Below are 12,889 nucleotides of genomic sequence, written 5' to 3' on the forward strand. Positions count from 1 at the left end.
CGGGCCCAACCTACAATCGGGGGTGAACGCGCTCCCATCCGCCCGGATCCGCAGCGCTCACGACCGGAGCACCACGGAGGGAAGCGCATGCGGACGGCCGCGCTGTACGTCGTCTTCGCGATCCTTGCAACGGCGGTGAATCTGGGCACTCAGATGCTCGTCGAGCTCGCCGTCGACGCGGAGTGGGCGACGATCGCCGCCGTGCTCGCGGGCACCCTGACGGGGGTGATCGCCAAGTACGTGCTCGACAAGCGCTTCATCTTCAAGCACGAGACGATGAATGCGGTGCACGGGCTGAAGACCTTCCTGCTCTACGGCGTGATGAGCGGCGTGACGACCCTGATCTTCTGGGGCTTCGAGTTCGGCTTCGACTACCTCTTCGGCACGGACTTCGCCCGCTACACCGGCGCCGTCATCGGCCTGGCCATCGGCTACGTCGCCAAGTACCACCTCGACAAGAACGTCACGTTCTCCGGCCCGCGAGAGGAGCCCGCATGACCACCCCCGTCTCCTCCTGGGGCCTGCTCTCGCGCGACGAGCACCGCGTCACCCGGATCACGAGCGTCGAGCAGGCGCAGGCCGCGCTGGCCGCGGGCGACAGCGGGATCGCCTACGGGCTCGGCCGCAGCTACGGCGACGTCGCCCTCAACGGCGGCGGCCGGATCTGGGACTTCGGCGGCTTCGACCGCCTGCTCGCCTTCGACGAGGAGACCGGCGTCCTGCGGGCCGAGCCGGGCGTGCTGCTGCGCGACGTGCAGGCCGTCTTCTCCCCGCGAGGCTGGATGCTGCCGGTCACTCCCGGGACGAAGAACGTCACCCTCGCCGGCGCGATCGCGAACGACGTGCACGGCAAGAACCACGCCTCCGCCGGCACGATCGGCCGGCACGTGCGCTCCTTCACGCTCCTGCGCAGCGACGGGTCGTCCTCGCGCTGCACGCCCACCGAGAACGTCGAGCTGTTCGAGGCGACGATCGGCGGCCTCGGGCTGACCGGGCTGATCGTCGAGGTCGAGCTCGGGCTCGCCCGTGTCCCCGGGCCGTGGCTCGTCAGCGAGGACGTGCCCTTCCAGACGCTCGACGGCTACCTCGATCTCGTGCACGAGTCGATGGACGTCTTCGAGCACACCGTCGCCTGGATCGACGTGACGACGGGCGGCGGGCGTCGGGGCGTCTACTCCCGCGCGGACAGCACGGCCGCCCCGGAGCTGCCGGAGACCCGGCCGGGCTCGCTGAAGGTGCCGTTCGCGTTCCCGCTGTCGGTGGTCAACCGCGCCACGCTGCCGCTGCTCAACCGCGCCTACTACCGCCTGAAGGCGACCCGCGCCCGCCGCTCCGTGCAGCACTACGAGCAGTTCAATTACCCGCTCGACGCGATCGAGGGCTGGAACACGATGTACGGCCCGCGCGGCTTCTACCAGTACCAGAGCACCGTGCCGTGGGAGGGGGCGCTCGAGACGACCCGCGAGATGCTCGCCCTGATCGCGGCCTCGGGCACCGGCTCCTTCCTCGGCGTGCTGAAGACCTTCGGGGCGCTGGAGTCGCCGGGGCTGCTGAGCTTCCCGGCGCCCGGGGTCTGCTTCGCGCTCGACTTCCCGAACACGCCCGTCGCGCTGCCGCTGTTCGAGCGCCTCGACGCGCTGGTGCTCGCCGCGGGCGGCCGGCTGTACCCGGCGAAGGACGCGCGCATGACGCGCGAGATGTTCGAGGCCGGCTTCCCGCGCCTCGCCGAATTCGCCCTCCAGCGCGACCCGGGGATCTCCTCCGGCTTCTCGCGCCGAGTCCTCGGGAGCTGACGTGAGCACTGGTACCCCCTCCAAGATCGTCGTGGTCGGAGCGACCTCCGCCATCGCCGAGCACACATTGCGGCTGTGGCTGGGCACGGGCGCGCGCTCGGCTCTGCTGGTCGGCCGCGACGCCGGCCGGCTGGAGGCGCTGGCGACGGATCTGCGCGTGCGCTTCCCCGCGGCCGCGCTGTCGGTGGCCGCCGTCGACCTCACCGACCCCGCCGCGATCTCCTCCGTCGTCGCGACCTCGCTCGAGGGCGGCGCCCCCGACACCGTGCTGATCGCCCACGGCGCGATGACGACCCAGGACGAGGCGTCCGCCGACCTCGCCGTCGCCCGCGACGTGCTCGTCGTCACCGGCGTCTCGGTGGCCCTCTGGATGGAGGCGTACGCGAACGCGCTGACCTCCGGCAGCATCGGCGTGATCGGCTCCGTCGCCGGTGACCGCGGCCGCAAGACCAACTACGTCTACGGCTCCGCCAAGGGCCTCGTCGAGCGCTTCGCCCAGGGCCTGCAGCACCGCCTGGCCGGCTCGCGCCTGTCCGTCGTGCTGATCAAGCCCGGCCCGACGGACACCCCGATGACCGCCTCGCTCAAGCAGAGCGGCGCCTCGCTGGCCCCGGTCGACTCCGTCGCGAAGGACGTCGCCGCAGCGATGGCCTCCGGCCGCACCGTCGCCTACGCCCCGGCCAAGTGGCGCGTCATCATGACGGTCATCCGCCTGCTGCCGTCCCCGATCTTCAACCGCCTGAACATCTGACGCCGGGTCTCGATACGCCCCTCCGGGGCTGCTCGACCAGCATGGATGGTCAGCGGCACGCCGCCTCCTGCTGATCGAGTAGCCCGCGCAGCGGGCGTATCGAGATCCACCACCGTCAGAAGTCCGGTCCACCGAGAGGCCGCCGCGACGTTATACATCGGCCCGATGTATAACAACGCGAGCGCAACGGGAGCTGGATCGACGTCCCCCGCGGAATCACCTCCGGAAGGGGGATCTGCAAGGGGGTCCGCCGCAGACGGCCGCGTTCTACGCTCGGCGCATGCCCCTCCGCAGTGCTGCGAGCGCCCCCGCCGTCCTCCCGCAGATCGCCGCGCCGAGCGCCCGGAAGCGGGCGGCGGCCGAGGTGCTCGGGCACGTCGTGGTCGCCCTGGCGGTCGGGTCGGCTCTCCTGCTGCTGGCGTCGGCGAGTGTCGCGGGGCTGCCGTTCCTGCCCGGCGGGGGCCGCGTGCCTCCGTTCGAGGCGTGGTCGCTGATGCGGACATCGGCGACGGTGCAGATCGGCGCCACGGTGCTGGCGGCCGGCCTCGCTGCGCTCGCCCGCGCGGGCGGCTGCCGTGTCCGCGCCGACCGCTGGTGCCTCGTCGCGGCCCTCAGCGCCGCGGCCGGCGCCGTGCTGCTGGCGGCCCCGCCGCTCTAACGCCGCCGAGGCGTCCTCGAACGGTCGAGACGTCCAGGTGGAACGGGACGCCTCGACCGGAACGGGACGTCTCGGCGAGCGCACCTACGCCGGCGCGCCGATCGTCGAGTCCTCGTAGTCCTCCGTCAGGCCGTGGGGGGTCTTCTCCCACTTGTGCGGGCTGAAGACGATCTGCCAGGCCGCGCGCCAGGCCGAGATGGAGTGCAGCACCCAGTAGACGGGGTTCAGGATCGCGAACGCCGCGACCCGCCAGTTGTAGCGCTTCCAGGCCGCGATCCCCGAGACGACGATCATCAGGGTGTTCGAGAAGAGCATGTTCGTCGTCCCCGCGACGATCAGCCACTCCGGCAGATCGAGCCCCAGGAACTGCACGCCGATGTAGGTGATCACGGTGAAGCCGAGCACCAGCGGGTAGAGCAGGAACGCGACCGGCGTCCCCATGATCAGCGCCACCAGGCTCAGCGAGCCGAGCACCCCGTTCACCTTGAACCAGCGGATCGGGTGCCGCGTGTTCACTCCCGCGGTCATCATGTAGCCCTTGATCCAGCGGGTGCGCTGCTTGATCCACGCGGGGACCTCGGCGCACGCCTCCTCCCAGGTGTTGGAGTCGACGACGCCCACGCGGTAGCCGTGCGCGGCCACGCGCAGGCCGAGGTCGGCGTCCTCCGTCACGTTGTACGGGTCCCAGGCGCCGAGCTCGCGAAGCACGCGCGTCTCGAAGTGGTTCGAGGTGCCGCCGAGCGGGATCGGCAGGTGCGACTGGTCGAGGCCCGGCAGCATCGCGCCGAACCAGTGCGCGTACTCGACCGCGAACATCCGGGTGAGCACGTTGTAGTCGGCGTTGAAGTAGCTCAGCGCCCCCTGCAGGCAGACGAGCTGCTTCTGCTCCGGATCCACGTGCTCGCGCTCGAACGCGTCCTCGCGGAACAGCCGCACGCACTTGCGCAGCTGGTCGGGGTCGGGCCGGTCCTCGGCGTCGTAGATCACCACGAACTCGCCGCGGGCGAAGCTGAGCCCGTAGTTGCAGGCGCGCGGCTTGGTCTGCGGGCCGCCCGGGGGCACGATCACCATCCGCACGTACTCCGGCGGGCTCATCCGGCGCACCGCCGAGATCGTCTCGTCGTCGTCGGCCTCGAGCAGCACGAGCACCTCGAGCTTGGCCTTCGGGTAGTCGAGGGCGCCGATGTTCACCAGCAGCTTGCTGATGATGTTGGCCTCTTTATAAGCGGGGATCAGGATCGTGTAGATCGGCAGCTCGTCGTCCGTCATCCGCGGCGGCGAGACGTCCAGGCCGCGGCGGCCGCGCTCGAGCGCCACCTCCTCCTCCCACGCCTTCACCGAGCTCTGGTTGAGCGGCGCGCGCAGGCCGGCCAGCGCCTTGAAGGCGATGTTCATCAGGAACAGCAGGTTGGCCGAGGCGAGCACGATCACGAAGGTCAGGCTCGGCGCCAGCACCGCTCCGACGATCACGATCGCGGCGACCACGAGCGGAGTGATCACCTGCCAGCGGCGCAGCCCCGACTTGGCCGACTCGTCACCGCTCTGCACCGCGAGCGAGTCGGCCGCGCCGAAGAGCAGCGCGGCGCGGCAGGCGCTCTCGACCGCTTGGAAGATGTCCCAGTCGGTCGTGGTGCGCACGGTGACGACGTCGACCTCGAGCATCTCCCGCGCCTCGGCGAGCATCGCCTCGGTCGGCGGCACGGAGGTGGCGATCACGCCGGTCCCATCGGGCAGCACCCGCCAGGGCACCCAGCCCGCGCCGACCAGGGTGGAGGCGCCGATGCGGGCCAGCAGCGCGGCCCCAGGCGGCTCCTCGACCAGGTCGAGCATCGGCGCGTCCCACTGCTCCGCGAGCGCGCCGTACATCTCGCGCCGGGTGACGGCGCCGTCGATGACGAGATGCCGTCCGAGCAGACCGCCCTCGCGCTCCTGGCGGCGCAGCGCCTCGTCGAGCTGCTCGGCCGTGATCAGTCCGCGGGAGAGCAGGATCTCGCCCACCCGGGGCGTCGTCGTCGCCATGGTCAGCCTCCGAGCCGCTCGTAGATGACGTAGATCCCCTGCGCGAACACCGGCCGGTAGCGGGTGTCGAAGGAGGAGTCGCGGGTGATCGCGTCGTAGACGAGATCGGCGACGCCGGTCTCGCTCAGCTCGGGGGCGTCCGCGGTGGTCACGAAGACCCACTTCGCGTGCGTGTACGGGGCGGCGAGCGCCTCGTCGAACAGCTCGCCGGCCGAGCGGTTGTAGTACTCGGCGAGCGGCACGCCGATCTCGGGCAGCAGCGCGTTGCCGGCTGCGCTCTCGTCGATCAGGATGCCGCCGCCGTCGTAGTTCTCGCTCAGGAACCGGGCCGCCGCGGTCGCGCCCGACGCCTCCTTGATCGAGACGTAGCCGGTCGCCTCCGCGATCACCGCGTTGCGGTCCAGGTCCTGCGCCCACCAGGCCGTCTGCGCGCCGAGCAGCACCAGCACGAGGCCGAGCGCGCCCGCGCCGATCCGCGGCACCCGCCGCAGCGCGTCGACCAGCACGGCACCGAGCACCGCGAGGAACGGCAGCACCGACAGCGCGTAGCGGTTGTTCCACCAGTTCGTCGGCAGGGTCTGATCGTTGTTCATGTGCGTCTGGCCGAGGTAGAGGCTCAGCAGCGAGAAGGCGTAGGAGACGATCATCAGCCAGATCACGAGGGCGTCGTCCGAGATCCCGCGCCGCCAGGCCAGCACCAGCGCACCGGCCAGGCCGAGCGCGACCGTCAGCAGGCCCGAGGTCTCGAGGACCGCCCAGTTGTACGACCAGAGCGTGAGCCCCGCGTTGCCCTGGTAGGCGAGCAGCCCCGCGTCGGCGACCGCCTTCTGCAGATTCGCGGCCGAGTACTGGCCGTTCATGAACTCGAGGGGGTTGCTGTAGACCGCGAAGTTGTACACCAGCCACCAGACGATCGCGATCAGCGGCAGGATCCCGAAGGCGCTCGCCATCTTGATCGCGTAGACGAAGGAGCGCTTCTTCCGCCAGGCGACGATCAGCACCACGAACGTGCCGCCGAAGACGAGCACCCAGCCCTCGTAGCGCGAGAGCGTCGCGGCCGCGGCGGGCAGGCCGGAGAAGACCATCATCTCGCCGGCGCTGAGGTTGCGCCGGCTGGTGACCCAGTGCGCCAGCCCTGAGAAGCAGCCGACCATCGTGACGATCAGCACCGGCTCCGTCATCGCCGTCGAGAAGGCGTAGAGCACGCCGGGGTTCGCCAGCACCAGCAGCACCGCGGTGAGCCGGCCGGCGCGCAGGTGGCCCACCCGCGCCGAGATCCGGTAGACGCCGCAGGCCGTGCCGGCCAGGCAGATCATCCCGAGCAGCCCGGCGGCCCAGCCCGTGTGCCAGAGCCAGAGCGACTGCACGAACGGGATCAGGATCAGGCTCGGCACCGGCAGCCAGACCGTGCCGAGCTGGGTGAAGCCGGGCGCCTTCGAGTCGAAGATGCGCCGCGAGATCGCGAGGTGGCTCTGGGTGTCCGCGTAGGCGAGGTTGATCCCGGAGGAGGTGGTCACCAGGCAGGCCGCGAAGCCCACCAGCAGCGAGACCACCAGGATCACGACCGTGCCGGGCACCTGCCGCCCGGTGACCGGCCGGCCGAGGCGGGCCCACGCCTCCCGCCACCAGGGGAGGCGGGCGGGCGCGCCGGCCACCGGCGGCGGGGCGGCGATCGTGCTGGTCATGCGCTCGGTCAGTCGGTCGAGGAGTGGCGCGCGGCGGGGTGGTCGCCCTCCGCGGCCGGCGCGGAGGCGGGTGCGGAGTCGGCGGCGGAGTCGGCGGCCGCGGGCTCGCCGGCCGCACGCTCCTGCGCGTCGACGTAGGCGGCGACCTTCCGCGACCGGCGGCGGCGCGCCAGCCAGCCGAGGAGGATCAGCAGGCCGATCACCACGACCGCGATCACGAACCAGATCGCGTAGGAGGAGTAGTCGTCCTTCACCTCGTCCTGCGGCGTGATCTCGTTGCTGTCGATCGCGACCGGGTCGGACTCGGCCGAACCGGAGACGGCGAGGTTCCCGGACAGCGAGGTCCAGCCCTCCTCCGCGGCCCAGCCGGCGATCGAGGACTGCAGTCCGGAGGACGCCGTCGCGTCGCCGTCGGCGCTCCAGCCGCCCAGCAGCACGATGTCGCGGCCGTCCGTGGTGAAGGCCTCGAGGGCCGCGTAGGGCGCCTCGGTGCCGACGCCGTAGCTGAGGCGCGAGGCGTCGATCGCGGTGAAGGAGGCGAGGCGCAGCGGCGTCTTCAGCGCCTCGGCCTCGTCGGTCCCCGCGCCGACGACGATCCCCGAGCGGTCGGAGTCGACGAACTCGTCGACCCCGACGACCGAGACGGCGAGGGGGTCGGAGTCGACCCGCTGCAGCGCGGTGACGAGGTCGCCGGCGCTGCGCAGCGCGTCGGCGCCGGTCGCGGAGCCGCCGAACGCGACGGCGAGCTCGCCGCCGAACGCCTGCGGGAAGCGGCCGAAGCCGGGCGCCGCGGACTCGCCGCGGACGCCGGTGACACTCGAGCCCGCGCCGTCGACGAAGAACTCGATCGGCACGGAGTCGGCCGAGCCGATGCAGGCGCCGTCGCTCTCGCGCACGGCCGAGAGCGTCACCGAGAGGCCGTTGGACGCGCTGAGCTGCCCGGTCGGCACCGGCAGCGTCATCGCGACGTCGGTGTCCTGGCCCAGCACCGTCGAGCCGATCAGGAAGTCGTTCCAGTAGACGTTCGCCGTCGCGGTGATCCCCTCGGGGACGGCGGAGTGCGTGCCGACGAGGTTCAGCTCGACGCTCGAGACCGGCCCGCCGAACGCGGACTGCGTGATCGTCGTGTAGCTCGTCGACGCCCCGGTGCTGCCGAGGGCGATGCGCTCGGTGCCGAAGTCGGCCAGCGTGTGCTCGAGCGAGCTCGAGGGGACGACCTTCTGCGCGAGACCGGTGGTGGTCGCGCTAGAGGCGAGGCCGGCGTACTCGCTGCCCAGCGCCGCGCCGGCCGCGGCGAGGTCCGCCTCCGCCCCGGTGAGGGTGAGCTCGGGCACGCCACCGGCGTCGCCGATCGCGCTGACGACGTCGCCGTCCCCCGCCGCGAAGCGCACGATGCGGCCCTGCGCGGCGTCCAGCGCCGGACGGCCCTCGGTCGCGCTCTCCTCCGACACGGTGATCGCGGTTCCGGAGGAGTAGCGCGAGGCGAGCGAGGCCGCCGCCGAGAGGCCCGCGGCGCGCAGGGCGTCGTCGGCGCCGTCGGGCACGACGATCGAGACGCCGGTGACCGCGTCCGGGAAGAAGTCGCCGACGGTGGTCGGCGCGGTCGGGGTGCCGTCGACGACGACACCCAGGCCGGAGACGCTCAGCACCTCGCTCCCGACCTCGCAGAGCGCGCCGCCCGAGTCGCCGGAGCCGCCGAGCTGGAAGCCGACCGCGAGCACGCCGTCCACGACGTCGGAGGCCTGGACCGGCGCGTCGATCGCGGTCGCGGTGGCGGCGTCGAGCGTCTGCACGACCCGGCCCGACACGATGACCGAGAGCGTGCCGGTGAGCGGCTCGAGCGGAGCGAGCGACGCGATCACGCGGGTAGGCACGACCCCGTCGGCGACCGGGACGGTGACGAACTGCGGCTCGGAGCCGGCCGCGACCGAGACGACGGCGTCGCTCTCGAGCCCCTGGACGACGCCGCCGGTGGCCGGATCGACGAGGTCGGCGGCGGACGCGGAGGTCGCGCCGCCGAGGACGAGACCGAGGCAGAGCACCGGGACGAGGGCCGGGACGAGGGCGCGTCGAGGCAGGAGCGAAGGAGCCATGGGGCGGGGTTCCGATCGGCATACGGGAGCCCGGGAGGTCCGGCGCTCGAGGATGGAGAGTGGAACGGTCGTGCACGAGGAGCGGCGGGAGACCGCGGAAGTGCGGGAGAGGACGCCCCGTTCTGGCGTCAGTCTAGGCAGTCGCCGACAGCCGATCCGGTGGTGAGCAACCGCTGCTCCGCCCCCGTCCGAGTGTCAGGCCGGCCGTAGACGAACCCCTGCACATCGGTCACTCCGAGCTCGCGCAGCACCGCGACCGTCTCCTCGTCCTCCGCCCCCTCGACGATCATCCGCACCCCGACCGCGACCGCGAACGACTGCATCGCCCGGACGATCTCGCGCTGGCGCAGCTCGGTCGTCAGATCGGCGATCAGGGCGCGGTCGAGCTTCACGACGTCGAGGGGGAACGTCGCCACGGCGAGCGCCGAGGAGCCCTCCGTGCCGAAGTCGTCCAGCGCCAGCAGCACGCCCGCGTCGCGCAGGAGCTGGGCCTGCGCGCGCAGCTCGTCCGTCGCCGCCGCGAGCGACCCCTCGCTGAGCTCGAGGCAGAACCGCAGGCCCGGGAAGCGCTCGGGCACGGCGGCGAAGTACGGGCCGAGCCGCTCGGCGGCGAGCTGCTCCAGGTCCGCGTTGACGCTCATGCACTCCACCCCGGCGCCGGAGTCGCGGAAGCAGGCCGCGGCGGACATCGCCTTCTCCACCACCTGCACGGTCAGCTCGTCGAGCAGGCCGGCGTGCCGCACCGTCCGGATCAGCAGGGACGGGTCGATCCGCCCGAGCACCGGGTCCTCCAGCCGCACGAGCGCCTCGTAGGCCCAGATCCGGTCGGTGCCGAGGTCGACGACGGGCTGGAAGGCGAGGTCGAGGGTGCGGTCGCGGAGGGCGCGCGACGCCACCTCGCGCACCGGGTCGGTCAGCACCGAGGTGACGTCGAGGCTGCTCGAGCGCCCGCGGCCGCTGCGGCCCCGCCCGCGCTTGAGCGCGAGCATGCTGCGGTCGGCCTCGATCACGATGGTCGTCGGGTCCGTCTCCTCGTGCGCCGAGAACGCGACGCCGACGGTCACCACCGGGGCGAGGGTGTCGCCGTCGACGGTCGCCGGCTCGCTCACCCGCTCGACCAGGGCCTGCGCCCGCCGGCGCGCGTCCTCGGCCGAGTCGAGTCCGCGCAGCACCAGCGCGAACTCGTCGCCGCCGACCCGCGCGGCGACTCCGCCCTCGTCGGCCACCTCCGCGAGCCGCTCCCCGACCAGGCGCAGCATCTTGTCGCCGACGTGGTGCCCGCGGCCGTCGTTGAGGTCCTTGAAGTCGTCCAGATCGAGGAAGAGCACCGCGATGCCCTCGAACGGCCGCCGGTCGCGGTTGGCGGCGGCGAGCGCCGACTGGAACACCCGCTGGTTCGGCAGCCCGGTCAGCGCGTCGTGGTCGACGGAGCGCCGCAGCGACTCGACGTCGTAGCGGGTGCCCAGCGTGTCCGCGCCCATGTGCGCGAGGGCGTCGAGGATCTGCTCGTCGTCGCCACTGAAGGGGATCGCGCTCACCCGCTTCGACGCGACGACGTACCGGGTCCGGCCGTCGGGCAGGAGCATGGCGGAGGCGATCTCCCGCCCGGAGGCGGGCTCGTCGCGCACCTCGATCGCGTCCGCCTCGATCGAGGTCAGCGCGTGGCGGACGATCTTCCGCTCCGCCTGCTCCACGGTCCCCCAGGGCAGCGCGAGTGCCGCGTCGAGCACGCCGGCGAGCCGCCGCCGCACGCCGCGCACCTCGATCCGCTTCGCCACGCCGAAGACCAGCGCGCCGACCACCAGGACGACCATCGGACTCTGCTCGATGGCGCGGTCCCCGGCCATCGCCGGCACGACCACGGCGTCGAGGAACCAGACGGCCGTGCTCAGCAGCCAGACCAGGAGGAGGTAGAAGCCGACCCGCTTGGGCGACAGGGCGCCGAAGCCCCGCTCCCACTGCATCCCCCAGCGGCCGCGCTGGCGGAGGAGGTCGACGAGCAGGATGACGGCGAGGAAGAGCGCGCTCGCCGCGAGCAGCGCGATCGGCGGCGTCAGCACGGCCCTCCCCGCCTGGAAGACGGTGACGTAGAGGAGCGCGGCGAGGGACCCCAGTCCCGTGACATAGCCCGCGACCGCGAGGTTCCGGGTCTGCAGCAGCTGGGTGACCAGGCTCGCCGCCGTCCAGACGCCGAGCAGGCGGAACGGGTCGGCCTCCGGCTGCATGATCACGAGGAGCGTGACCGTCAGGCCCGCGACCGGCATGCCCGAGCGGCGGCCGAGGGCGATCCGGAAGGCCGCGGTGAGCGCGACGGCCACGCCGAACGCGGCGACGAACGCCCAGCTGACCGGCGGCGTGATGATCAGCAGGGCCGTCGCGCGGGCGATGAGCACGAGCGCGAAGAGGCTCAGCACGCCCGCGATCGCCAGATCGAGGAGGCTCAGCTCGCGCGTACGGGGCATGGTGGCATGCTAGGCCGTGGGTCGTTCCGCGCCGCCTCCGCCGGACTGTCGACGATCCCTGCGGCCCCAACGCCCCACTTCGGAGGTCGGCGCCGCCTCCCCGACCGGTCGACTGTGAGCGGATGCCCCCTCTCACCGCACTGACCGCCGACCTCACCCGTCGCAGTCTCCTCGCCTCCCCCCTGGGCGCCGCCGCGGCCGGCACCGCCCCCTCCGACCCCGTCCTGCACTCCGAGATCGCCTCCCCGGGCGGAGTCGCCGGCCTCGACTCCACGGCCACCGTCCCCGTCGCCCAGCTGCCGGAGGCGGTGCGCACCGTCTCCGGCGAGCGCCCCGTCGCCAAGGGCGAGCTCGTCTTCAACGTCCAGGACTACGGCGCGACCGGCGACGGCAGCACGGACGACCTGCCCGCCATCGACGCCGCGATCGACGCGGCCGTCGCCAGCTACGGCGGTGTCGTGTACTTCCCGCGCGGCATCTACCGCATCGCCGGATCGATCGGCCGCGCCGAGGGCCTGGCGAGCATCGCCTTCCGCGGCGCGGGCGAGCTGTCCACCCGGATCCGCTCGCTGACGAACGCCCCCGTCGTCACCGGCGCCTTCTCCGCCTGCCGCTTCGACAACCTGATCCTCGACGCGAACGGCCTCGGCTCGCCCTGCGTCTCCGCGCACCTGGACAAGACGGTGCTCGACTCGCTGCAGCTCTACGGCTGGACCGACTACGGCATGCGCCTGAACGACGGCACCTTCGGCGACCTCGGCCTGCTCAACCGCATCCAGCGCTGCAGCATCGACCAGTGCACCGGCACCGGCATCTGGACCGGCTACCGGATGATCGACTCCTGGATCGTGGAGAACAACATCGGCGCGAGCTACGCCGACCTCTCGATCGAGGGCGGCCCGATCCGGATCCTCGGCAACCACCTCGACGGCTCGCCGCAGATCAACATCGAGCTCCGCGGCAACCGCCGCATCACCATCGCGAACAACATCATGGAGGGGGCGCGCCGGCAATCCCTCGTCTACACGATGCCGCCGTGGCTGACCGAGGACCTCGCGCAGATCCAGATCGTCGGCAACGCGATCAGCAACGGCGGCAAGGCCGCCGCGAACACCTACCCCGCCATCGCGATCCTCGGCGTCTCGCCGACCGCCCGCACCGTCGGCTTCAGCATCACCGGCAACATCTTCGCCTGCGAGGACGCCGGCTCCGGCTGGACCCACTGCGTCGAGGCCCTCAACGCCCGCGCCGTCTCCGTCCTCGGCAACCAGTGGGCGACCGGCCACGTCAACGCCAAGCCCGTCCGCGCCGTCGGCAGCACCGCCTACGAGGTCATCGGCAACCACGGCGACAACGCGGTGAAGACCACGTAGCCGCCGATCGAGCGGCCCGCCGCACGGGATGCTCGACCCTGCCGGTCGAGCAGCC

Annotated in this window: 9 protein-coding genes; 5 read left to right on the forward strand and 4 right to left on the reverse strand. The window is 72.3% G+C overall.

Translation table 11 applies throughout. The features are described 5' to 3' along the window. Window positions 1-87 precede the first annotated feature (87 nt). The 4 genes from MT351_RS05040 to MT351_RS05055 all read left to right on the forward strand — a co-directional run bounded on the left by MT351_RS05040 (window position 88) and on the right by MT351_RS05055 (window position 3,202). Window positions 88-498, forward strand: a complete 411-nt coding sequence (locus MT351_RS05040; protein WP_243581431.1) for a GtrA family protein — start codon at window positions 88-90, stop codon at window positions 496-498. Beyond that, on the forward strand, window positions 495-1,793 hold the full coding sequence (locus tag MT351_RS05045) for an FAD-binding oxidoreductase (protein ID WP_243581432.1): 1,299 nt from the start codon (window positions 495-497) through the stop codon (window positions 1,791-1,793). Before MT351_RS05040 ends, MT351_RS05045 begins: the two co-directional genes overlap by 4 nt. A 1-nt stretch (window position 1,794) precedes the next feature. After that, window positions 1,795-2,544, forward strand: a complete 750-nt coding sequence (locus MT351_RS05050; protein ID WP_243581433.1) for an SDR family NAD(P)-dependent oxidoreductase — start codon at window positions 1,795-1,797, stop codon at window positions 2,542-2,544. Window positions 2,545-2,824: 280 nt separating this feature from the next. Then, on the forward strand, window positions 2,825-3,202 hold the full coding sequence (locus MT351_RS05055) for a hypothetical protein (protein ID WP_123736193.1): 378 nt from the start codon (window positions 2,825-2,827) through the stop codon (window positions 3,200-3,202). A gap of 84 nt (window positions 3,203-3,286) precedes the next feature. Here MT351_RS05055 and MT351_RS05060 read toward each other — a convergent pair whose 3' ends face one another. The 4 genes from MT351_RS05060 to MT351_RS05075 all read right to left on the reverse strand — a co-directional run bounded on the left by MT351_RS05060 (window position 3,287) and on the right by MT351_RS05075 (window position 11,461). Then, entirely contained in the window at window positions 3,287-5,221 is a 1,935-nt protein-coding gene (locus MT351_RS05060) for a glycosyltransferase (protein WP_123736192.1), read from the reverse strand. A gap of 2 nt (window positions 5,222-5,223) precedes the next feature. Further along, on the reverse strand, window positions 5,224-6,906 hold the full coding sequence (locus MT351_RS05065; protein ID WP_243581434.1) for a glycosyltransferase family 39 protein: 1,683 nt from the start codon (window positions 6,904-6,906) through the stop codon (window positions 5,224-5,226). A gap of 8 nt (window positions 6,907-6,914) precedes the next feature. Then, window positions 6,915-8,999 (reverse strand): hypothetical protein, encoded by a 2,085-nt coding sequence (locus MT351_RS05070; protein WP_243581435.1) that lies wholly within the window; start codon window positions 8,997-8,999, stop codon window positions 6,915-6,917. Window positions 9,000-9,127: 128 nt separating this feature from the next. After that, complete coding sequence (locus tag MT351_RS05075) at window positions 9,128-11,461, reverse strand: bifunctional diguanylate cyclase/phosphodiesterase (RefSeq protein WP_243581436.1); 2,334 nt, start codon at window positions 11,459-11,461, stop codon at window positions 9,128-9,130. A 122-nt stretch (window positions 11,462-11,583) separates the two neighbouring features. Between MT351_RS05075 and MT351_RS05080 the strand changes: the two genes are divergently transcribed. Next, window positions 11,584-12,834, forward strand: a complete 1,251-nt coding sequence (locus tag MT351_RS05080; RefSeq protein WP_243581437.1) for a glycosyl hydrolase family 28-related protein — start codon at window positions 11,584-11,586, stop codon at window positions 12,832-12,834. The last annotated feature ends 55 nt before the right edge of the window (window positions 12,835-12,889 follow it).

The organism is Rathayibacter sp. VKM Ac-2926, from assembly GCF_022815565.1.
GTDB classification, from domain to species: Bacteria; Actinomycetota; Actinomycetes; order Actinomycetales; family Microbacteriaceae; genus Rathayibacter; species Rathayibacter festucae.